Origin of the sequence: Mesorhizobium sp. WSM4906, assembly GCF_029674625.1 — a bacterium.
In the GTDB taxonomy this organism is placed as follows: domain Bacteria; phylum Pseudomonadota; class Alphaproteobacteria; order Rhizobiales; family Rhizobiaceae; genus Mesorhizobium.
On the sequence record NZ_CP121355.1, the window covers coordinates 1,160,009 to 1,180,691 of the forward strand.

A 20,683-nucleotide genomic window follows, 5' to 3' on the forward strand; every position below is an offset into this window, starting at 1 on the left:
ATGTCGTTTCTCCCAAAACCGCTGCGCACTTTTGGGCGACATGCATTAAAATTCGATATCTCGCGACGGCGCTTCATTTCGCTCAAATTCGATACCGCCCGGAAACTCAAGCAGAAGGTCCGCGAAGTTTTTCTGGCTGCCTTGCGGATAAAGCTTTCGCCCTTCATCAACCGGGACAACCCTGGCAGTCGGCTTGCCGTGTCTTGTGATGATGGTTGGCTCGCCGTTTTCTGCGGCCTCGACGATCGCCGAGAGTCCTGCCTTGGCCAGCCCAAGCTGAATGGTTCTCACGACGACCTCCTTGTGGTCTCATGTGCTCATAGTATCGGGAATCACCCAGGAAAGGGAACAACCGGTCATGAAAACCCTCGGCCTGATCGGCGGCATGAGCTGGGAATCGACTGCGATCTACTACCGCCTGCTCAACGAGATCGTGCGCGAGCGGCTGGGCGGGCTGCATTCGGCGAAGCTCTTGCTGTGGTCGTTCGATTTCGCCGAGATCGCGGAGCGACAACACGCGGGCGACTGGCACGGCGCCGGCGCTCTTCTCGCTGAAGCGGCGCGCGGATTGGAGGCGGCCGGCGCGCATGGGTTGGTGATCTGCACCAACACCATGCACAAGCTCGCCGACGACGTGCAGGCGGCGGTGTCGATCCCGCTCATCCACATCGCCGATGCCACGGCGCACGCCGTCGTCGAGGCGGGCGTGAAGCGTCCGGCGCTGCTCGCGACGCGCTTCACCATGGAGCAGGATTTCTACAAAGGGCGGCTTGCCGACAAATACGGGCTGCAGCCCGTGGTGCCCAATCAGGCCGGCCGCGACATGGTGCACCGGGTGATCTATGACGAACTCTGCCGGGGCGTCGTCGAGGACAGCTCGAAGGCCGCCTATATCGCCGAGGTCGGCCGCATGCGGCGCGACGAGAAGGTGGACAGCGTCATCATGGGCTGCACCGAGATCACCATGCTGATCGGGCAGGGCGATTTCGATATCCCGGTGTTCGACACCACGCGCATCCATGCCGAGGCCGCGATCGAGTTCGCGCTGTCCTGATCAGGCGCTCTTCCGACGTGTCTTTCTTGCGCCTGTTCTAATGTGCCGGCGGCCATCTGGCGCGCGGCTTTTCCTCCGCTAGAATGCCGGCAATTTCAGAACAAGACTTTGCGAGGGATCAGATGGAATTCGCATTTCCGTGGCCGGCGAGCCAGGGCGAGTGGCTGGCTTGGTCGAGCGCCGTCGTCACGCTGCTCGTCGGCCTGCTTCTATTCCTGGCGCCGAACCTCGCCTTCCGCATCCTGCGCCTGCAGGCCAAGCCGGAGAAGGCCGCGGCGATCGCCGAGGGGCGCGGCCGCATGTCGGGCTTCTATCTCGGCGTCAGCCTGTGCTGCATCCTCTTGGCGCAGCCGCTTCTCTACATGGCCCTCGGCTTCTCCTGGCTGTTCACCGCTTTCGGCCGGCTTTTGTCGATGATGTCGGACGGCGCCAACACCCCTTTCAACTGGGCCTCCATCGTGGTTGAATTGGCGCTGGCGGCGCTGCCGCTGGCCTTCGCCTTCGGCTTCGTGCCGTGAATTCGCGACTAAAGCGCGTCGCGCTGAAACGGATTCAAGCGACGCGCTTCAGGTCCTTGTTCTGATGCATGTCGTTCTCCCAAAACCGCCGCACAGTTTTGGGCGACATGCAGTAATCCGGCGCTTAAGGTGGCCTCCGCCGCCTGATGCGACAAAAGTGCCTGAAAACCATGCCGGACGATGCATTGCGGTCTTAAAAGGCCTGTGCTAGACGGCAATCGACTTTCGGCCGGGGATAGCGGAAGCCATCCCTCCGTGCTTGGAAAAATCGCAGTAAGGTCAAAGATTTAGCCAGAGTTTTTGCTCGCGCCAACAATCTGCGGCCTGTCAGACAAGAGAAAAGACGGTCCGTGGCCCAATCGTCATCGCCAATCTCAGCTGTCGCAGAACGCTATGCAAGCTCGCTGTTCGAGCTCGCGCTGCAGGAAAATTCGGTCGCCAAGGTCGAAGCCGACCTCAACGACTTCGAGGCGATGCTGAACGGCAGCGCCGACTTTGCCCGGCTGATCAATAGCCCGGTGTTCTCCAGCGACGATCAGGCCAAGGCCATCGGCGCGATCATCGGCAAGGCCAAGATCACCGGCCTCGTGGGCAACTTCCTGCGCGTCGTCGCCCGCAACCGCCGCCTGTTCGCCGTACCCGGCATGATCAAGGCGTTCCGCCAGATCGCCGCCGACCATCGTGGCGAGGCTTCCGCCGAGGTCACCTCGGCGCATGCGCTGACGGCCGCGCAGCAGACCGAACTCAAGGCGACGCTGAAGAGCATCGCCGGCAAGGACGTGGCCATCGCCATGACGGTCGATCCGTCGCTGCTCGGCGGGCTGATCGTGAAGATGGGCTCGCGCCAGATCGATACGTCGCTCAAAACCAAACTCAATTCGCTCAAGCTTGCACTGAAAGAGGTCGGCTGATGGACATCCGCGCCGCGGAAATTTCCGCAATTCTGAAAGACCAGATCAAGAATTTCGGCAAGGAGGCCGAGGTCTCCGAAGTCGGGCAGGTTCTGTCCGTCGGTGACGGCATCGCCCGCGTCTACGGCCTCGACAACGTCCAGGCCGGCGAGATGGTCGAATTCCCGGGCGGCATACGCGGCATGGCGCTGAACCTCGAAGCCGACAATGTCGGCGTCGTCATCTTCGGCAACGACCGCGACATCAAGGAAGGCGACACCGTCAAGCGCACCGGCGCCATCGTCGACGTTCCGGTCGGCCCCGGCCTGCTCGGCCGCGTCGTCGACGCGCTCGGCAACCCGATCGACGGCAAGGGCCCGATCAAGGCGACCGAACGCCGCCGCGTCGACGTCAAGGCGCCCGGCATCATTCCGCGCAAGTCGGTGCACGAGCCGATGTCGACCGGTTTGAAGGCCATCGACGCGCTGATCCCGGTCGGCCGCGGTCAGCGCGAGCTGGTCATCGGCGACCGCCAGACCGGCAAGACCGCCATCATCCTCGACACGATGCTGAACCAGAAGTCGGTGCACGATAACGGCCCCGAGAAGGAGAAGCTCTACTGCGTGTACGTCGCCGTCGGCCAGAAGCGCTCGACCGTCGCGCAGTTCGTGAAGGTGCTGGAGGAGCGCGGCGCGCTCGACTACTCCATCATCATCGCCGCCACCGCGTCCGACCCGGCGCCGATGCAGTTCCTGGCGCCGTTCGCCGGCTGCACGATGGGCGAGTATTTCCGCGACAACGGCATGCATGCCCTCATCAGCTATGACGACCTGTCGAAGCAGGCCGTCGCCTACCGCCAGATGTCGCTGCTGCTGCGCCGCCCGCCGGGCCGCGAAGCCTATCCGGGCGACGTGTTCTACCTGCACTCGCGCCTGCTGGAGCGTGCCGCGAAGCTCAACGACGACAACGGCAACGGTTCGCTGACCGCGCTGCCGATCATCGAGACGCAGGCCAATGACGTGTCGGCCTACATCCCGACCAACGTGATCTCGATCACCGACGGCCAGATCTTCCTCGAAACCAACCTGTTCTTCCAGGGCATCCGCCCAGCGGTGAACGTCGGTCTGTCGGTGTCGCGCGTCGGCTCTTCGGCGCAGATCAAAGCGATGAAGCAGGTCGCCGGCTCGATCAAGGGCGAGCTCGCGCAGTACCGCGAAATGGCGGCCTTCGCGCAGTTCGGCTCCGACCTCGACGCCGCCACGCAGCGCCTCTTGAACCGCGGTTCGCGCCTGACGGAGCTCTTGAAGCAGCCGCAGTTCTCGCCGCTCAAGACCGAGGAGCAGGTCGCGGTGATCTTTGCCGGCGTCAACGGCTATCTCGACAAGCTGTCGCTCAACCAGGTCGGCAAGTTCGAGCATGGCCTGCTCAGCCACATGCGCTCGGCCGGCAAGGACGTGCTCGACGGCATCCGCAAGGAGAAGGCGCTGTCGGACGACCTGCGCGCCAAGCTGAAGGCGGAAATCGACGCCTTCGCCAAGACCTTTGCTTGAACGAAGCCGGACGGGATCGGGTTTGAAGCATGGCTTCGTTAAAAGACCTTCGTAACCGTATCGCCTCGGTCAAGGCGACGCAGAAGATCACCAAGGCGATGCAGATGGTCGCCGCGGCGAAGCTGCGTCGCGCGCAGGAAGCGGCGGAAGCCGCCAGACCCTATTCCGAGCGGATGGGCGCGGTGCTGGCCAACATCACCCAGGCGATCGGCGGCGGCGGCGACGCTCCGGCGCTGATGACCGGCACCGGCAGGGACGACGTGCAACTGCTCATCGTCTGCACCGCCGAGCGGGGCCTATGCGGTGGCTTCAACTCGCAGATCGCGCGTCTTGCCCGCGATCATATCCGCAGGCTTCTCGCCGACGGCAAGCAGGTCAAGATCATCTGCGTCGGCAAGAAGGGCTACGACATCCTGCGCCGCGAATACGGCTCGCTGATCCTCGATCGTGTCGACCTGCGCGAGGTCAAGACGCTCGGCTTCGTCAATGCCGATGCGATCGCGCGCAAGGTCATCAACCTGTTCAACCAGGGCGGCTTCGACGTCTGCACGCTGTTCTATTCGCAGTTCAAGTCGGTGATCAGCCAGATCCCGACGGCGCAGCAGATTATTCCGGCAGCCCAGGCTTCCGCCGCAGCCGAGACGAGCAACGGCGCCACCGCCGTCTACGAATACGAGCCGGAGCCGGGCGAGATCCTTTCTGACCTCATCCCGCGCAACATCGCGGTGCAGATCTTCCGCGCGCTGCTCGAGAACGCGGCGGGCGAGATGGGCGCCAAGATGAGCGCGATGGACAATGCGACGCGCAACGCCGGCGACATGATCAACAGGCTGTCGATCACCTACAACCGCCAGCGGCAGGCGCAGATCACCAAGGAACTGATCGAAATCATTTCGGGCGCCGAGGCGCTCTAGGCGCGCCGCGCGAGGTCATCGATCTCGCGGCGATGGCGTGAACAACAGATAGACGAAAAGGGCAAAGACGATGGCGAAAGCAGCTACCCCGAAGACCGCCAAGGCGGCATCGGCCCCCAAGGAAGCGGCAAAGGCTCCGGCAGCAGCGAAGGCCGCTCCGGCCAAGAAGGCGGCCGCTCCGGCCAAGGCAGCAGCACCCGCCAAGGCGGCAGCGGCGAAGACGGCCAACGTCGCGGCAAAGAGGGTCGGCGCCGCCGGCAAGGTGCGCCAGGTCATCGGCGCCGTCGTCGACGTGCAGTTCGAAGACCATCTGCCGGCCATTCTGAACGCGCTCGAAACCGACAATGTCGGCAACCGCCTGGTGCTCGAGGTCGCCCAGCATCTCGGCGAGAACACCGTGCGCTGCATCGCCATGGACTCGACCGAGGGTCTCGTGCGCGGCCAGGACGTCTTCGACACCGGCGGGCCGATCTCGGTTCCGGTCGGCCCGGGCATGCTCGGCCGCATCATAAACGTCATCGGCGAGCCGGTCGATGAAGCAGGCCCGGTCGACGCCGTCGAAATGCGCGCCATCCACCAGCCGGCTCCGGCCTATGTCGACCAGTCGACGGAAGCGCAGATCCTGGTCACCGGCATCAAGGTTCTCGACCTGCTGGCGCCTTACGCCCGCGGCGGCAAGATCGGCCTGTTCGGCGGCGCCGGCGTCGGCAAGACCGTGCTGATCCAGGAGCTGATCAACAACGTCGCCAAGGCGCATGGCGGCTTCTCGGTGTTCGCCGGCGTCGGCGAGCGCACCCGCGAAGGCAACGACCTCTATCACGAGTTCATCGAATCCGGCGTCAACAAGAAGGGCGGCGGCCAGGGCTCCAAGGCCGCGCTCGTCTATGGCCAGATGAACGAGCCGCCGGGCGCCCGCGCCCGCGTCGGCCTGACCGGCCTCACCGTCGCCGAGTATTTCCGCGACCAGGGCCAGGACGTGCTGTTCTTCGTCGACAACATCTTCCGCTTCACGCAGGCGGGCTCGGAAGTGTCGGCGCTGCTCGGCCGCATCCCGTCGGCTGTGGGCTACCAGCCGACTCTCGCCACCGACATGGGCGCGCTGCAGGAGCGCATCACGACGACGACCAAGGGCTCGATCACCTCGGTGCAGGCCATCTACGTTCCGGCCGACGACTTGACCGACCCAGCGCCGGCGACCTCGTTCGCCCACCTCGACGCCACCACCGTGCTCAACCGCGCGATCTCGGAAAAGGGCATCTACCCGGCCGTCGATCCGCTGGATTCCACCTCGCGCATGCTCGACCCGATGGTCGTCGGCGAGGAGCACTACCAGGTCGCCCGCCAGGTGCAGTCGATCCTGCAGCGCTACAAGTCGCTGCAGGACATCATCGCCATCCTGGGCATGGACGAGCTGTCGGAAGAGGACAAGCAGACCGTTGCGCGCGCCCGCAAGATCGAGCGCTTCCTGTCGCAGCCGTTCTTCGTCGCCGAAGTGTTCACGGGATCGCCGGGCAAGCTTGTCGACCTCGCCGACACCATCAAGGGCTTCAAGGGCCTTTGCGCCGGCGACTACGACCACCTGCCGGAAGCCGCCTTCTACATGGTCGGCGGCATCGAGGAAGCAGTCGAGAAGGCGCAGCGCCTGGCGGCTGAAGCAGCGTAAAGAAGCGAATAGCGAATAGGGAGTAGCGAATAGGGATCGGTGGGCCGGCGGAGTTCTTCACTACTCGCTACTCACTACTCCCTACTCGCTAGACAAGCATGGCTGAAGCTTTCAAGTTCGAACTGGTCTCGCCGGAGCGGCTGCTCGTTTCCGAGCAGGTCGAGTCCGTCGTCATCCCGGGCGCCGAAGGCGAGATGACCGTGATGGCGCAGCACGCTCCAGTCATGACCACGATCAAGCCCGGCGTCGTCACGGTGAAGACCGCGGCCGGCAAGGAAGAGCGCTACGTGGTGTTCGGCGGCTTCGCCGACATCCTGCCTTCCGGGTGCACGCTGCTCGCCGAATCAGCGACTCATGTGAACGACATCGACCGCGCCGACATCACCCGCCGCATCCAGGAGGCGAGGGAAGACGCCGCCGACGCCAAGGACGACGAGAGCCGTGCCAAGGCCGAGCAGTTCCTCAGCCAGCTCACCACGCTGGAAGGCGCGCTTATTCCAGCCTGACGACGGCTCCTTACAGATGATTGAAAAAGCGGGGCTTGCCCCGCTTTTTCGTTTGATGGACAGTCCGCCTGCTTGTCGGAGCGTCTGCCGTTTCACGGAAACGGCGAGCCGCCCCATCTCCTTGTCTTGACGCAATCCCTGACGGAAAACCGCTTCGCACTTTTCCTGGAATTGCTCTGAGGGCGCCGGATGTCCAGCGAATCAGCCTCACGATCCAGATGGTCGACGGCGCTCGTGTCGGTATTCGGCGGACCGTTCGGCGGCTTCCTGTGGATCGGCGCCGGCAGGTTGGCCGTCGCCTGCCTGATCCTCCTCGGCCTTGCTGCCTTGGCCGTCTGCTACATCGGATTTCCGGTTTTTCCGGGCATTGATCTCGCTTGGGCCGCCGATCTTTCAGGGCTCGGCATGGCGGTTCTGTCGGCGGCGATCGTCGTCCCTTTCGCGCCGCGCTTCAGGCCGGACAAGTGGTACGCGCACGGGCTTTGGGTCCTCGTCCTGGTCCTTCTCGCCTCGCACGGCGCTGCGCTCGCGATCCGCACCTTCCTGTTCCAGCCGTTTTCCATGCCGTCCGGCAGCATGGAGCCGACGCTTCAAGTCGGCGACTACTTCTTCGCCTCCAAATCCGCCTATGGCTATGGCCGCTACAGCGTCCCCTTCGGCTTGCTGCCGTTCGACGGCCGGTTCCTCGGCAGCCCGCCGAAGCGGGGAGACGTGGTTGTGTTCAGGCCGCGCAGCGATCCCGACACCGACTACGTCAAGCGCATCGTCGGCTTGCCGGGCGACCGGATCCAGATGGTCGACGGCCGGCTCCACATCAACGGCGCTCCCGTCAAGCTCGAGGACCTCGGCGAATATTCCACCCAGGACATACGCTCGGCCCGGCTGCAGCGGGAAACGCTGCCGGAAGGCGTCTCCTATCCGGTGATCGACTATGATGTGAGCTCGGTCGGCGACGACACGTCCGAAATCACGGTGCCGACGGACGAGTATTTCATGCTCGGCGACAACCGAGACAACTCGGCCGACAGCCGCTTCGCCATGGGCACGGTCCCCTACGCGAATCTCGTCGGCAAGGCGGTGCGCCTGTTCTGGAATTCGAATGGGGCGGACTATTCCTCGCGCCAGGTCGTGAACGGGTCAGCGGGCGATTAAAGCGCGTCGCAGAAACGCATTCTAGGCGCGAGCGTTATCGGCTATCTATGCCGAGCGCGGCGAACGCCAGTACCGGTCCCTCCCGCCGCAAGTGGACGAGGTGCACGGCCACGAGTTCGATCAACGTCTGGCGTTCGGCGTGGCCCTTGGCGAAGCCGGCCAGCTCGAACACCTCCGTCACCGTTTCATTCGCCGGCAGTTGCCGGGCCAAAAGTGAGGTCAACGCAGCATCGAGAGGATCGGTGAAATGGCCCTCCGGCAGGGTGTTTCCCCGTGCCGCGCAGGCGGCGATCCAGCCGGCCACCACCAGTGTCAGATGGACCAGCTCAGTGCCGGCCTCCAGGCACTCCAAGGCCGACGCAATGATGCGCTGCGGCAGCTTCTGGCTGCCGTCATTGGCGATCTGCGCCGTGCGATGGGCAAGCGCCGTGTTGGAAAAGCGCGCGGCGAGCTCGGCGGTGTAGGCGGTCGTGTCGAGCCCGGCACCCTCCGGCAGGGTCGGGATGGCTTCGGCCCACAACGCATCGACGAATTGCCGGATCGCCGGATCGGCAAAGGCGCGATCGACGGTGGCATGGCCACTCAGCAGCCCCAGATAGGCTATGCCCGAATGGGCGCCGTTGAGCAGCCTGAGCTTCATGTCCTCGAAGGGACCGACGTCCTCGACCATGGTGACGCCGAATCTTTCCCAGGCCGGCCGTCCGGCCGGGAAACGATCCTCGATCACCCATTGACGGAACGGTTCGGTCATCACCGGCCAGGCATCATCGAGGCCGAGTTCGCCAGCGATGCGGGCGCGGTCGGCATCGGTGGTCGCCGGCACGATGCGGTCGACCATGCTCGACGGAAAGGCCACTTCGTCGGCGATATAGCCGGCTAACGGAAGATCGCCTGCGCCGGAACGGGCGTCGCGCAGCTTTGCAAACTCGACCAGCAGCCGGTGCAGCGTGGCGCCGTTGGCCGGAAGATTGTCACAGCAGAGCACGGTGAAAGGCGGCGCGCCGGCGGCGCGGCGGCGCAGAAGCGCCTCGGTCAGAAAACCATGCGCGGTCTTCGGCGATCCGGGGGTTGCCAGGTCGTGGACGATGTCGGGATGGTTCTCATCGAGGCTGCCGTTGGCCGCCCTCAGATAGGCTTTTTCGGTGATGGTCAGCGTGACGATGCGGGTGCGCGGGTCGATGAGCGCGGCGAGCACCGCGTCGGGATCTTCCGGCGCCACCAGCAGCGACAGGATCGAGCCGATCACCTGCAGCTGCTCGCCGGCGCTGTCCCTTACCGCCAGCGTGTAGAGCCCGTCCTGCGGCGCCAGCGCATCGCGCGTGTCGGGGCTGCGCAGCGAGACGCCGACGATGCCCCAATCCGCTTCGCCATCCGCCAGGCAGGCGTCGACATAAGCCGCCTGGTGAGCGCGGTGGAAAGCGCCGACGCCGAGATGGACGATGCCGGGCGTCACGGCGCCGCGATCGTAGCGCGGTATGGCAATCGCGCCTGGCAGCTTGGCGACTGTGGCGTTGGAAAGGCGGCTGTTCATTGGCGTCTGAGGTCTCCGATCGGCGCGTCGAGCCGCTCGTTGGGCAGCAACGGGGCGGCTGCGGCGTAGCATCCGTCGCCGCCCCGTACAATGGCAGCTGCTTATGCAAAAGTCATCATACAACCTGATGATTTTTGTATGTTGACATTATCTCCACCCGATCTACCAATAGGGCCAGCCTGGGAGGAGCCACGTGGCAGCACTGACCGATCCGGACCTGCTGTTCGCGCCGGAAACGCGAACGTTGGCTCGTGCCCTTTATGCCGGGGTAAAGGACCTGCCGATCGTCAGCCCGCATGGTCACACCGACCCGCGCTGGTATGCGCTCAACGAGCCGTTTCCCGATCCGGCGCAATTGCTGATCGTGCCGGACCACTACATCTTCCGCATGCTGTTCAGCCAGGGCGTGCGGCTCGAAGAGCTCGGCGTGCCAACGCTCGATTCCCCGACGCTCGGTGGGGCTCCGGTCGAGACCGACGGCAGGGTGATCTGGCGGCGCTTCGCGGAGCATTACTATCTGTTCCGCGGCACGCCGACCCGACTCTGGCTCGACCATGTGTTCGAACATCTGTTCGGCATCGACGAGCCGCTCGATGCGAGCACGGCCGACCGCCACTACGACACGATCGCGGCGCTGCTTCAGCGCGAGGACTATCGCCCGCGGGCGCTGTTCGAGCGCTTCAACATCGAGGTCATCGCGACGACCGAAGGCGCGCTCGACGACCTCAAATGGCACCGGATGATCCGCGACAGCGGCTGGAAGGGCCGCGTCGTCACCGCCTACCGGCCGGACGCCGTGGTCGATCCCGATTTCGAAGGTTTTTCGACCAATCTCGACCGCCTGGGCGAGATCACCGGCTGCGATACCGGCAGTTGGGCCGGCTATCTCGAGGCGCACCGGCAGCGCCGCGCCTATTTCAAGGAATTCGGCGCGACCTCGTCCGATCACGGCCATCCAACCGCCGAGACCGCCAATCTTTCCGACGCCGCGGCCGGGGAACTGTTCGACCGCATCCGCCGCGGCACGGAGGACGAGCGCGAGCGGCGGCTGTTCCGCGCCCAGATGCTGACCGAAATGACCAAGATGAGCCGTGACGACGGCCTGGTGCTGCAGATCCATCCGGGGTCATGGCGCAATCATTCGCCGGCTATTTTTCAAAAGTTCGGCCGCGACAAGGGCTTCGATATCCCGACCCGGACCGACTATGTGACGGCGCTGAAGCCATTGCTCGACTGCGTCGGGCTGGAGCGCGACCTCACGATCATCCTATTCACGCTGGACGAGACGAGCTACGCGCGCGAGCTGGCGCCGCTTGCCGGCGTCTATCCCGCGCTCAGGCTCGGGCCGGCCTGGTGGTTCCACGACAGCCCGGAAGGCATGCGCCGCTTCCGCGAGATGACCACCGAGACCGCCGGCTTCTACAACACCGTCGGCTTCAACGACGATACACGCGCCTTTCCGTCGATACCGGCGCGCCACGATGTCGCCCGCCGCGTCGACTGCGCATTCCTGGCGCGGCTCGTCGCCGAGCACCGGCTGCGCGAGGAGGAAGCGCATGAGCTGGCGCGCGAGCTTGCCTATACGCTTGCCAAGAAGGCGTACCGGCTCTGAGCGGTACGTCAGGGTTTCAAAGGGAGGAAGTCATGTTGCATTTTTCGAAATTGACGGCGGTCACATTGACCTTCGGCTCGCTGCTCATCGGCATTGCCAATGCCGAGACCGTGCTGCGCTCGTCGGACACGCATCCCGACGGCTACCCGACCGTCGAGGCGGTCAAATATATGGGCGAGCTGATCAAGCAGCGGACGAATGGCCGCTATTCGATCGAGGTTTATCATTCGGCGCAGCTCGGCGAGGAGAAGGACACGATCGAGCAGACGCAATCGGGCGTGATCGACCTGGATCGTGTGTCGATGGGACCGTTCAACGGCATCGTGCCGGAAACCGCCGTGCCGTCGCTACCTTATATCTTCCGCTCGGTCGAGCATATGCGCCACGTCATGGACGGGCCGATCGGCGACCAGATCCTGAAGGCTTTCGAGGCGCATGACCTCGTCGGCCTCGCCTTCTACGATTCCGGCGCGCGTTCCTTCTACAACACCAAGAAGGACATCACCTCGATCGCCGATCTCAAGGGCATGAAGTTCCGCGTCATCCAGTCGGACGTGTTCGTCGACATGGTCAACGCGCTCGGCGCCAACGCCACGCCGATGGCCTATGGCGAGGTCTATTCCGCCCTGCAGACAGGCGTCATCGACGGCGCGGAGAACAATTGGCCAAGCTTCGAATCCGCCAAGCACTACGAGGTCGCCAAGCATTACACGCTGGATCAGCACCAGATCGTGCCGGAAGTGCTGGTGATGTCGAAGGCCAGCTGGGACAAGCTGTCGCCGGAAGACCAGGCGATCGTCAGGCAGGCGGCCAAGGACAGCGTCGTCAAGATGCGCGAGCTGTGGGACGCGCAGGAGAAGAAGTCGCGCGACATCGTCGAGAAGGCCGGCGTCAAGGTCAGCGAGGTCGACAAGCAGCCGCTGATCGACGCCATGAAGCCGGTCTATGACAAGTATCTCGCGACGCCCGAGCTCAAGGATCTCGCCGCCCGCATCCAGGCGGCGAAATGACGAGCACCGACGATAGGCCCGGCGGCGCTTCAGCGCCGCCAGCGCGGCAGGGCGGCGGCGCGGCGTTCTGGCTGCGCGCCGAGCGGCTGTTGTCAGGTTTGGCGACGCTGGCGCTGTGGGTCAGCGGCGCCGGGCTGACCTTGATGACGATCATCATCACCTGGCAGGTCTTCTCGCGCTATGTGCTCAACCGCTCGCCGAGCTGGACAGAGGCCTCCTCGGTGCTGCTGATGGGCTGGTTCATCTTCCTTGGGGCTGCGGTCGGCGTGCGCGAGCGCACGCATCTCGGCTTCGACGTGCTGCTCTATTTCCTGCCGGCGCCGGCAAAGGCGGTGATGCGCACGATCTCCGACATCGTCGTGCTGGCGTTCGGCGCCGGCATGATCATCTACGGCGTCCAACTGGCCAGGCTGACCTGGAATACGGTGATGCCGTCCCTCGCCCTGCCCGGCGGCGTGAGCTTCCTGCCGGTCATTTTCGGAGGCGCGCTCGTCTGTCTTTTCTCGTTGGAGCGGCTGGCCGGGCGCTTCGCCGGGCTTCCCGTCGACGTCGACATCCACGCCACCGGGGAGGAGATGTAAGCCATGGCCTTGACCGTGCTTTTCGGCACTTTCGTCTTCCTGCTGATCATCGGCACGCCGATTGCGTTCTGCCTCGGGGTGGCAAGCTTCGCGACGATCATCGTGCTCGGCCTGCCGCCGGTTGTGGTGTTCCAGCGGCTGAACTCGGGCGTCAGCGTCTTCTCGTTGATGGCGATACCGTTCTTCATCTTCGCCGGCGACCTGATGGTGCGCGGCGGCATCGCCGCCCGCCTCGTGGCGCTGGCCGGCTCCGTCGTCGGGCATCTGCGCGGCGGCTTGGGCCAAGTCAACATCGCTGCGTCGACCATGTTCGGCGGCATCTCCGGTTCGGCGGTGGCCGATGCATCGGCCGTCGGCGGGCTGATGATCCCGCAGATGAAGGCGCGCGGCTACGGAATCGACTATGCCGTCAACATCACCTCGGTCGGCGCCATCATCGCCCTTCTGATCCCGCCGTCGCACAACATGATCATCTATTCGATCTCGGCCGGCGGCCGCATCTCGATCGCCGACCTGTTCACGGCGGGTGTCATCCCGGGCCTGCTTCTGGCGCTCGCGCTGATGATCACGGCCTATCTGGTCGCAAGCCGGCGCGGCTATCCGACCGAGCCTTTCGCCGGTTTCGGCCGGGCGCTCCAGTTGCTCTTCGGCGCCATTCCGGGTCTCATCCTGATCGGCATCATCTTCGGCGGCGTCCGATCGGGCATCTTCACGGCGACCGAAAGCTCCTGCATCGCCATCGTCTATGCCTTCCTGGTCACGCTCATCATCTACCGCTCGATGAGCTGGAGCGACTTCGTCGCCGCCACCACCGCGGCGGTGCGCACGACGGCGATGGTCCTGATGATCATAGGCTGCGCCGCCGCTTTCGGCTGGCTGCTCGCCTATCTGCGTGTGCCGGCGGCGCTCGTCGCCTTCCTGCAGGAGATATCCGGCGACAAGCTGGTCATCCTGCTCTTGATCAATGTCGTCCTGCTGGTCCTCGGCACGTTCATGGACATGTCGCCGCTGATCATCATCACCACGCCGATCTTCCTGCCGGTGGTCATGGCCTACGGCGTCGATCCGGTGCATTTCGGGGTCATCCTCATCCTCAATCTCGGCATCGGCCTCTGCACGCCGCCGGTCGGGGCCGTGCTCTTCGTCAGCTGCGCCATAGGCCGCATTCCGATCTGGACGGCGATGCGGTCGATCTGGCCCTTCTACGGCGCGGCTTTCGCGGTGTTGATGCTTGTCACCTATGTGCCGGCGATATCATTGTGGCTGCCGAACCTTTTCCATTAGGAGCGATCGAGTTGGCCGATAGCACAACCGACCTCAGGGTCGAACGGAAGCCGAAACTGTCGGAAACGGTGGTCGCGGCGATCCGCAAGCAGCTCCTGGCGGGCGAGATTCCGCCCGGACACAAGCTGCCGACCGAGGGCCAGTTGACGGAAACCTTCGGCGTCAGCCGCACCGTTATCCGCGAGGCGCTGGCCAAGCTCGCCGCCGACGGCCTCGTCGAGGCACGCCAAGGCGCCGGCGTCTTCGTCACCGAGCATATCTCCACCACGCTCGGGGTGCTGGCCGCCGACATGGCGAGCAAGGACTCGATCGCGCTCAACGTGCTCGAGGTGCGGCTGGCGATCGAGATCGAATCGGCCGGCCTTGCCGCCATTCGCCGCAACGCCGCGCAGGAGGCGGCGATCCAGGAAGCCTTCTTCGAGTTCGAGCGGCTCCTGCTCGGCAGCCAGCCGACCGGCCCGGCCGACCTCGCCTTCCACCGCGCGATCGCCAGCGCCACCAACAATCCGTTCTATGTCGAGATGCTCGACGTGCTCGGCCGCCGCGCCATTCCTTGCGACGTGACCTCGCCCTGGTCGACGGAGCTCGTCCAGTCCGACGACTACCAGCGCGGCCTGCAGCGCGAGCACCTGGTGATCCTCAACGCGATCTCGGCGGGCGACGCCAATGCCGCGCGCGAGGCGATGCGGGCACATCTCACCGCCAGCCAGCAGCGCTATCGCGAGCGCCTGCAGGCGCGGCAGGCCTATTACGCGAAGTCGGTGGCGGCGGCATCGACCGGATGATCATTCGAGCAAGATGATGGATCAGAAACACACCGAATTCTCCTCGCGCTTCGCCATCGACCCGACCGCGGCCGCGGCAATGGGAACCGACGAGCTGCGCCACAATTTCCACGTCGAAGGGCTGTTCCAGCCCGGCCGTATCAACCTGACCTACACGCATTACGACCGCATGATCGTCGGCGGCGCCATGCCGGTGGATTCGGTGCTGGCGCTGGAAGCCATCAAGCCGACCGGCACCCAGGCATTCCTCGACCGCCGCGAAATGATCGCCGTCAATATCGGCGGCGCCGGTACGGTGACGGCCGATGGCCTGCCCCATGAGATGGCGGCGCGCGACATGGTCTATCTCGGCATGGCCACGCAGCAGGTCTCGTTCGCTTCGGCCGAGCCGGACAAGCCGGCCAAGTTCTATCTGCTGAGCGCCCCGGCGCATCAGTCGTATCCCAGCCAGTTGATCCGCGTCGGCGACGCGAAGCGGCTCGACCTCGGCAGCCAGGCGACCAGCAACGAGCGCTCGATCTTCCAGTTCATCCATGCCGACGGGGTAAAGACCTGCCAACTCGTCGTCGGCATGACCCAGCTCGCGCCGGGCTCGGTCTGGAACACCATGCCTTGCCATGTGCATGACAGGCGCATGGAGGCCTATCTCTATTTCGACTTGGCCGAGGATGCGCGCGTCTTCCACTTCATGGGCGAGCCGGAAGAGACGCGCCATATCGTCATGCGCAACGAGGAGGCAGTGCTGTCGCCGGGCTGGTCGATCCATTCGGGCGCCGGCACATCGAACTATGCCTTCATCTGGGCCATGGCCGGCGACAATGTCGACTATACCGATGTCGACCAGGTGGCGATGGATCGGCTCAGGTGAGCGATCTCTCCGCCTTCAGCCTTGCCGGCAGGCGCATCCTCGTCACCGGCGCCAACACCGGCATCGGCCAGGGCATCGCCGTGGCGGTGGCACGCGCCGGCGGCATCGTCGTCGGCGTCGGCCGCTCGGCGATGCATGAGACGGTGGAGAAGGTCGCGGCCGTGGGGGGACGGTTCGAGGCGGTGGCCGCCGATCTCGGCGATCCCGCCAAGGCCGCCGCCATGCTCGACCGGGTCTGGGACGAGAGCGGGCCGCTGGACGGCTTGGTCAACAATGCCGGCATCATAAGACGGGCCGATGCGGTCGACCTGACCGAGGCCGATTGGGACGAGGTGATGGACATCAATCTGAAGACGGTCTTTCGGCTCTGCCAGAGCTTTGCCAGGCGCGTGCTGGCGGAGCCCGGCCGACGCGGCAAGATCGTCAACATCGCCTCGGTGTTGAGTTTTCAGGGCGGCATTCGCGTTGCCTCCTACACCGCCTCGAAACATGGCGTGCTCGGCCTCACGCGGTTGCTCGCCTGCGAATGGGCGCCGAAAGACATCAACGTCAACGGCATCGCGCCGGGTTATATCGAGACCAACAACACCGAGGCCCTGCGTGCCGATCCCGACCGCAGCGCCGCCATCCTCGGGCGCATTCCGGCAGGACGCTGGGGCCGACCCGGCGACATCGGCGATGCGGCCGTCTTCCTGCTCGCGCCGGCGTCGGACTACATGCACGGCGCGGTGATGCCGGTGGACGGCGGCTGGCTGGCGCGGTGACATTTCAATTTCTGAACGGAAGCTCGTGATGACCGATTTCTTTTCCCATCCAGGCGAAAAGGCCTGGGAGCCGACGCCGGACGGCAACAGGCGGCGCGTGCTGGTGCACACGCACGAACTGATGATGGTCGAGTTCGCCTTCGAAAAGGGCGGCGTCGGCGCGCTGCATTCGCATCCGCATGTGCAGGCAAGCTATGTCGCCGAGGGTCGCTTCGAAGTCACCATCGACGGCAAGTCGGACATCCTGGAAGCGGGAAGCAGCTTCATCGTGCCGTCCAACCTGGTGCATGGCGTCAAGGCGCTGGAAGCGGGACGGCTGGTCGACAGTTTTGCGCCTTACCGGGCCGACTTCCTCGCCTGAGAACCCATTTTCCAAAGGAAAACCCGCGCCGTGAAGCGCGGGTTTGTTGCCTGGGCGCTCGTGGCGCCGCCGCGGTACTCAAAACATCGCCGCAGGACGATGACGGTGCCGCAACATGGTGAAGATAGGTTTAACGGCGCCGCTGCAGGTGATGTTGACAGGGGCAGCTCTAGAGCGCGTCGCGATCTTTCAGATTCGCTCCATGCGCTTCAGGTTTTTGATTTTACGCATGTCTTTATCCCAAACCGGTTTCCACTTCGGGAGACATGCTTTAGCGCTGCTGCAGCGCGAGCCGCACGCCGAGGGCGCAGTATATGCCACCGACGACCTTGCCCTGCCATTTCAGCACGGCCGGGTTGCGGCGCAGGAAGGAGCCGAGACCTCCGGCGGAGACGGCGAAGACCACCGTGCTGAAGAGGCCGAGAAGGACGAAGACGGCGCCGAGGACCGTCAGCTGAAGCACGACCGATCCATGTTCCGGGCGTACGAACTGGGGCAGGAAGGCGAGGAAGAACAGCCCGGTCTTCGGGTTCAGTACTTCCGTCAATATGGCCTGCCGGAACGCTTTGTCGGCCGGTATCGGCAAAGCGCCGCTGGCGAGATCGGCCGGCGCCTTCTCGATGATGGCGCGGATACCAAGATAAACGAGATAGGCCGCGCCGATATATTTGATGATGGAAAACAACATCGCCGAGGTGGCGATGATGGCCGAGATGCCGAAGATCGCCATGACGGTATGGACGACATCGCCCGCAGCGACTCCGGCGCCGGTGGCGATGCCGACCCTGGTTCCCGAACTGGTCGCCCGCGCCACTGTAAGCAGCGTCGCAGGCCCTGGAATGAAGACGAAGCCAAGCACGATCGCGACATAGGTCGCCAATGTGGCCAAGTCGATCATCGCCGGGTTCCTCCGCTGCGGCCGGGACAGGAAGCCATTCTTTGCGCAGAAAGGCAATGCAACGGCGAGGCCCGTTTGCGGATCATACCATGGGGTGGTACTATCACTCACGAGGGGTGAAGGATGATCCTTGGCTTTCGGGACGAGTGGTTGCGAGCCTTCTTCGTTGACGACGCGCATTCCAGGAATATCCCGTCCGATCTCGAACTGCGGCTGTTCCGCAAACTTCAGATGATCGATGATGCGATGACCGATCCGGACCTGCGCGTGCCGCCCAGCAATCATTTCGAGAAGTTGCGCGGCAACCTCGAAGGGTTCCATTCGATCCGTGTCAACAAGCAGTGGCGGCTAGTATTCCGGTGGGACGGTCGCCGCGGTGAAGCGTCGGACGTCTATCTTGACGACCATAGCTACAGATAGGTGAAGTATGCTGGCGACCAAGCGCAGGCCGGTGACGATCGGCGAGATACTGGTGGAGGAATTCATGCGGCCGATGGGCCTCACCCAAGCCGCTCTAGCGGAGGCGATGGGTGTGCAACGCAAGCATGTCAACGAGCTCTGCAACAATCGTCGCAACGTCACGGCGCCGACCGCGCTTATCCTTGCACGCGTGTTCGGCAACAGTCCCGAGTTCTGGCTCAATGTGCAACGGCGCAGCGACCTGTGGGAAGCGATGCACGATCCGAAGGAGCGCGAGAGGATCAAACGGGCGCGCCCGTTGCCCAATGCCGCCTGATCTGCGGCTTGGTCGGGATGCCCGAGGGCTGCGCATCGGCGCCTTGATCTGTCGGCCCTGGTAGCCTTCCTGCAATCCGCGCTTTAAGAACGTTGCCTCAGCCGAATCCGGGAATCACTCTCAATGCAAGCATCGATGGCGGGGCGAACATCGACGGCGGCTCTCTTTACCGAGGGACACGATCCAAAGCGGCGCGTGCTGAAGGACGTGTTCGGCTTCGACGATTTTCGCCCCGGCCAGGCCGACGTTATGGAGACGCTGCTCTCCGGTCGTCACGTGCTGGCCGTCATGCCGACGGGCGCCGGCAAGTCGCTCTGCTACCAGGTTCCGGCGCTGGTGCTCGGCGGGCTCACCATCGTCGTCTCGCCGCTGGTGGCGCTGATGCAGGACCAGGTCGCGGCGCTGCGGCTCGCCGGCGTCGCCGCCGACACGATCAATTCCTCGCTCGACCGCGACGCCAATGTCGCGGCGTGGCGCCGGGTCGCGTCGGGCCAGACGCGCCTGCTCTACCTCGCGCCGGAGCGGCTGATGACCGAACGGATGCTCGACGCGCTCGCCAGGCTCGACATCCGGCTGATCGCCATCGACGAGGCGCATTGCATCTCGCAATGGGGGCCGGCCTTCCGGCGCGAATATGAGGACCTTGCGCGGCTGCGCGACATTTTTCCGAAGGTGCCGATCATCGCGCTGACGGCGACCGCGGACGAGGCGACGCGCACCGACATCTCGGCGCGGCTGTTTGCCGACCGCGTCGACACGCTGGTGCTGGGCTTCGACCGGCCGAACATCAGGCTCGCCATCGAGCCGAAGCAGGACAGCAAGCGCCAGCTGCTGCGCTTCGTCGAGCGCCATGCGGGGCAGAGCGGCATCGTCTATTGCCTGTCGCGCCGCAAGACCGAGGAGATGGCGGCGTTCCTCGAAAAAAACGGGGTCACCGCGCTCGCCTACCATGCCGGCATGAGCAAGGACGCGCGCGAGGCCAATCAGAACGCCTTCATGACGCTCTCGGGCGTCGTCATGGTGGCGACGATCGCCTTCGGCATGGGCATCGACAAGCCGGACGTGGCCTATGTCTTCCACACCGACCTGCCGGCGAGCCTGGAGGCCTATTACCAGGAGATCGGCCGCGCCGGCCGCGACGGGCGGTCGGCCGAAGCGCATATGCTCTACGGCCTCGGCGACATCCGCACGCGCCGCCTGTTCATTGACGACGAGGATGCCTCGCCCGAGCACAAACGGCGTTCGCACGGCCGGCTGGACACGCTGATCGGCTATTGCGAGACGGCGCAGTGCCGCCGCCAGGTCCTGCTCGGCTATTTCGGCGAGACGGCGCAGCCTTGCGGCAATTGTGACAACTGCCTCAACCAGGCGCCGCGCGCGGACGGCAGCGCCGAGGCGCGCATCATCCTTTCGGCCATCGCGCAAACCGGCGAGCGGTTCGGCGCCTCGCATATCGTCGACATCCTGCTCGGCCACGAGACCGAGAAAGTGCTGGCCAGGGGCCATCAAAGGCTTGCCAGCTTCGGCACCGGCGCGGCGCACAAGCGGCCCGCATGGCTGTCGCTGATCCGCCAGCTCGTGGCGGGCGGGTTCCTGATGCCGGACCCGGACGGCTATGGCGGCCTTGCCATTTCCGAAAGCGGCCGCGCGCTCGGCCGCGGCGAGACCGCGTTCGAATACCGCGTCGAGACACGGCACCGCTCCTTGCGCAACAAGGCGCGCTCGGCCCAGGCTGCCGCCGCAGCCGGCACCGACGATCTGGACTCCGCGCTGCTCGCCACGCTGAAGGCGCTGCGGCTGCGTCTGGCGAAGGAACGCCAGGTGCCGGCCTATGTCGTCTTTTCCGACCGCACGCTGATCGACATGGCCGAGCGCCGCCCGCGCGACCTCGATGCCTTCGCCGAGGTGAACGGCGTCGGCGAGGCAAAGCTCCGGGAGTTCGGCGAGATCTTCTTGAGCGCGATAGCGGCGCATAATTCTGGAGGCTGAATCTTCGGCGACTCAGC

22 protein-coding genes are annotated in these 20,683 nt (G+C 64.7%); 19 read left to right on the forward strand and 3 right to left on the reverse strand.

The annotated features are described in order from the left end of the window. Positions 1–45 precede the first annotated feature (45 nt). Positions 46–291 (reverse strand): type II toxin-antitoxin system Phd/YefM family antitoxin, encoded by a 246-nt coding sequence (locus tag QAZ22_RS05520; protein WP_278205998.1) that lies wholly within the window; start codon positions 289–291, stop codon positions 46–48. A gap of 67 nt (positions 292–358) precedes the next feature. Here QAZ22_RS05520 and QAZ22_RS05525 point away from each other — a divergent pair, with 67 nt between their 5' ends. The 8 genes from QAZ22_RS05525 to lepB all read left to right on the forward strand — a co-directional run bounded on the left by QAZ22_RS05525 (position 359) and on the right by lepB (position 8,247). Beyond that, complete coding sequence (locus QAZ22_RS05525) at positions 359–1,054, forward strand: aspartate/glutamate racemase family protein (RefSeq protein WP_278205999.1); 696 nt, start codon at positions 359–361, stop codon at positions 1,052–1,054. A gap of 122 nt (positions 1,055–1,176) precedes the next feature. Beyond that, positions 1,177–1,572 carry a DUF4345 family protein gene (locus QAZ22_RS05530; RefSeq protein ID WP_278206000.1) on the forward strand — a complete coding sequence of 132 codons (396 nt, stop codon included), beginning with the start codon at positions 1,177–1,179 and terminating at the stop codon, positions 1,570–1,572. Positions 1,573–1,922: 350 nt separating this feature from the next. Continuing rightward, on the forward strand, positions 1,923–2,483 hold the full coding sequence (locus tag QAZ22_RS05535) for a F0F1 ATP synthase subunit delta (protein ID WP_278206001.1): 561 nt from the start codon (positions 1,923–1,925) through the stop codon (positions 2,481–2,483). Further along, complete coding sequence (atpA, locus tag QAZ22_RS05540) at positions 2,483–4,012, forward strand: F0F1 ATP synthase subunit alpha (RefSeq protein ID WP_278075900.1); 1,530 nt, start codon at positions 2,483–2,485, stop codon at positions 4,010–4,012. Before QAZ22_RS05535 ends, atpA begins: the two co-directional genes overlap by 1 nt. 29 nt (positions 4,013–4,041) lie before the next feature. Further along, the gene (locus QAZ22_RS05545; RefSeq protein ID WP_278075899.1) at positions 4,042–4,926 is read left to right on the forward strand and encodes a F0F1 ATP synthase subunit gamma; all 885 of its coding nucleotides are present in this window, start codon (positions 4,042–4,044) and stop codon (positions 4,924–4,926) included. Between the two features lie 70 nt (positions 4,927–4,996). Then, entirely contained in the window at positions 4,997–6,589 is a 1,593-nt protein-coding gene (gene atpD, locus QAZ22_RS05550; RefSeq protein ID WP_278206003.1) for a F0F1 ATP synthase subunit beta, read from the forward strand. A 98-nt stretch (positions 6,590–6,687) separates the two neighbouring features. Continuing rightward, positions 6,688–7,095 carry a F0F1 ATP synthase subunit epsilon gene (locus QAZ22_RS05555; RefSeq protein WP_278075897.1) on the forward strand — a complete coding sequence of 136 codons (408 nt, stop codon included), beginning with the start codon at positions 6,688–6,690 and terminating at the stop codon, positions 7,093–7,095. 189 nt (positions 7,096–7,284) lie between these two features. Further along, positions 7,285–8,247 (forward strand): signal peptidase I, encoded by a 963-nt coding sequence (lepB, locus tag QAZ22_RS05560; RefSeq protein WP_278206004.1) that lies wholly within the window; start codon positions 7,285–7,287, stop codon positions 8,245–8,247. A 34-nt stretch (positions 8,248–8,281) separates the two neighbouring features. Here lepB and QAZ22_RS05565 read toward each other — a convergent pair whose 3' ends face one another. Continuing rightward, positions 8,282–9,778, reverse strand: coding sequence for a mannitol dehydrogenase family protein (locus QAZ22_RS05565; RefSeq protein ID WP_278206005.1), 1,497 nt, complete (start codon positions 9,776–9,778; stop codon positions 8,282–8,284). Between the two features lie 193 nt (positions 9,779–9,971). Between QAZ22_RS05565 and uxaC the strand changes: the two genes are divergently transcribed. From uxaC to QAZ22_RS05605, 8 genes are read left to right on the forward strand one after another with little or no spacing between them, the layout of a single operon-like run. Beyond that, positions 9,972–11,390 (forward strand): glucuronate isomerase, encoded by a 1,419-nt coding sequence (gene uxaC, locus QAZ22_RS05570; RefSeq protein ID WP_278206006.1) that lies wholly within the window; start codon positions 9,972–9,974, stop codon positions 11,388–11,390. 32 nt (positions 11,391–11,422) lie between these two features. Beyond that, the gene (locus tag QAZ22_RS05575) at positions 11,423–12,400 is read left to right on the forward strand and encodes a TRAP transporter substrate-binding protein (protein WP_278206008.1); all 978 of its coding nucleotides are present in this window, start codon (positions 11,423–11,425) and stop codon (positions 12,398–12,400) included. Further along, positions 12,397–12,981, forward strand: coding sequence for a TRAP transporter small permease (locus QAZ22_RS05580; RefSeq protein WP_278206009.1), 585 nt, complete (start codon positions 12,397–12,399; stop codon positions 12,979–12,981). The genes QAZ22_RS05575 and QAZ22_RS05580 overlap by 4 nt, the downstream gene beginning before the upstream one ends. Positions 12,982–12,984: 3 nt before the next feature. After that, complete coding sequence (locus QAZ22_RS05585) at positions 12,985–14,265, forward strand: TRAP transporter large permease (RefSeq protein WP_278206010.1); 1,281 nt, start codon at positions 12,985–12,987, stop codon at positions 14,263–14,265. Positions 14,266–14,276: 11 nt separating this feature from the next. Further along, positions 14,277–15,050 (forward strand): FadR/GntR family transcriptional regulator, encoded by a 774-nt coding sequence (locus tag QAZ22_RS05590; RefSeq protein WP_278206011.1) that lies wholly within the window; start codon positions 14,277–14,279, stop codon positions 15,048–15,050. Positions 15,051–15,066: 16 nt separating this feature from the next. After that, positions 15,067–15,918, forward strand: a complete 852-nt coding sequence (kduI, locus tag QAZ22_RS05595; protein WP_278207791.1) for a 5-dehydro-4-deoxy-D-glucuronate isomerase — start codon at positions 15,067–15,069, stop codon at positions 15,916–15,918. Next, positions 15,915–16,682, forward strand: coding sequence for a 2-dehydro-3-deoxy-D-gluconate 5-dehydrogenase KduD (gene kduD, locus QAZ22_RS05600; protein ID WP_278206012.1), 768 nt, complete (start codon positions 15,915–15,917; stop codon positions 16,680–16,682). Before kduI ends, kduD begins: the two co-directional genes overlap by 4 nt. A gap of 28 nt (positions 16,683–16,710) precedes the next feature. Further along, the gene (locus tag QAZ22_RS05605) at positions 16,711–17,043 is read left to right on the forward strand and encodes a cupin domain-containing protein (RefSeq protein ID WP_278206013.1); all 333 of its coding nucleotides are present in this window, start codon (positions 16,711–16,713) and stop codon (positions 17,041–17,043) included. 271 nt (positions 17,044–17,314) lie between these two features. Here the strand turns inward: QAZ22_RS05605 and QAZ22_RS05610 are convergent, their stop codons facing one another. Further along, complete coding sequence (locus tag QAZ22_RS05610) at positions 17,315–17,941, reverse strand: LysE family translocator (protein WP_278206014.1); 627 nt, start codon at positions 17,939–17,941, stop codon at positions 17,315–17,317. Between the two features lie 123 nt (positions 17,942–18,064). Here QAZ22_RS05610 and QAZ22_RS05615 point away from each other — a divergent pair, with 123 nt between their 5' ends. The 3 genes from QAZ22_RS05615 to recQ all read left to right on the forward strand — a co-directional run bounded on the left by QAZ22_RS05615 (position 18,065) and on the right by recQ (position 20,666). After that, on the forward strand, positions 18,065–18,361 hold the full coding sequence (locus tag QAZ22_RS05615) for a type II toxin-antitoxin system RelE/ParE family toxin (protein ID WP_278206015.1): 297 nt from the start codon (positions 18,065–18,067) through the stop codon (positions 18,359–18,361). 7 nt (positions 18,362–18,368) lie between these two features. Then, positions 18,369–18,677 (forward strand): HigA family addiction module antitoxin, encoded by a 309-nt coding sequence (locus QAZ22_RS05620; protein ID WP_278206016.1) that lies wholly within the window; start codon positions 18,369–18,371, stop codon positions 18,675–18,677. Positions 18,678–18,812: 135 nt separating this feature from the next. Further along, positions 18,813–20,666 (forward strand): DNA helicase RecQ, encoded by a 1,854-nt coding sequence (gene recQ / locus QAZ22_RS05625; protein ID WP_278206017.1) that lies wholly within the window; start codon positions 18,813–18,815, stop codon positions 20,664–20,666. Positions 20,667–20,683: the final 17 nt, after the last annotated feature.

Bases quoted from the DNA above. Each gene is read 5' to 3' on its own strand.
- QAZ22_RS05620 (WP_278206016.1), top strand. From the start codon at position 18,369: ATGCTGGCGACCAAGCGCAGGCCGGTGACGATCGGCGAGATACTGGTG.
- QAZ22_RS05575 (WP_278206008.1), top strand. From the start codon at position 11,423: ATGTTGCATTTTTCGAAATTGACGGCGGTCACATTGACCTTCGGCTCG.
- atpD (WP_278206003.1), top strand. From the start codon at position 4,997: ATGGCGAAAGCAGCTACCCCGAAGACCGCCAAGGCGGCATCGGCCCCC.
- QAZ22_RS05615 (WP_278206015.1), top strand. From the start codon at position 18,065: ATGATCCTTGGCTTTCGGGACGAGTGGTTGCGAGCCTTCTTCGTTGAC.
- QAZ22_RS05555 (WP_278075897.1), top strand. From the start codon at position 6,688: ATGGCTGAAGCTTTCAAGTTCGAACTGGTCTCGCCGGAGCGGCTGCTC.
- QAZ22_RS05585 (WP_278206010.1), top strand. From the start codon at position 12,985: ATGGCCTTGACCGTGCTTTTCGGCACTTTCGTCTTCCTGCTGATCATC.
- QAZ22_RS05580 (WP_278206009.1), top strand. From the start codon at position 12,397: ATGACGAGCACCGACGATAGGCCCGGCGGCGCTTCAGCGCCGCCAGCG.
- lepB (WP_278206004.1), top strand. From the start codon at position 7,285: ATGTCCAGCGAATCAGCCTCACGATCCAGATGGTCGACGGCGCTCGTG.
- QAZ22_RS05530 (WP_278206000.1), top strand. From the start codon at position 1,177: ATGGAATTCGCATTTCCGTGGCCGGCGAGCCAGGGCGAGTGGCTGGCT.
- QAZ22_RS05610 (WP_278206014.1), bottom strand. From the start codon at position 17,941: ATGATCGACTTGGCCACATTGGCGACCTATGTCGCGATCGTGCTTGGC.
- QAZ22_RS05565 (WP_278206005.1), bottom strand. From the start codon at position 9,778: ATGAACAGCCGCCTTTCCAACGCCACAGTCGCCAAGCTGCCAGGCGCG.
- recQ (WP_278206017.1), top strand. From the start codon at position 18,813: ATGGCGGGGCGAACATCGACGGCGGCTCTCTTTACCGAGGGACACGAT.
- atpA (WP_278075900.1), top strand. From the start codon at position 2,483: ATGGACATCCGCGCCGCGGAAATTTCCGCAATTCTGAAAGACCAGATC.
- QAZ22_RS05605 (WP_278206013.1), top strand. From the start codon at position 16,711: ATGACCGATTTCTTTTCCCATCCAGGCGAAAAGGCCTGGGAGCCGACG.
- kduI (WP_278207791.1), top strand. From the start codon at position 15,067: ATGGATCAGAAACACACCGAATTCTCCTCGCGCTTCGCCATCGACCCG.
- QAZ22_RS05545 (WP_278075899.1), top strand. From the start codon at position 4,042: ATGGCTTCGTTAAAAGACCTTCGTAACCGTATCGCCTCGGTCAAGGCG.
- QAZ22_RS05525 (WP_278205999.1), top strand. From the start codon at position 359: ATGAAAACCCTCGGCCTGATCGGCGGCATGAGCTGGGAATCGACTGCG.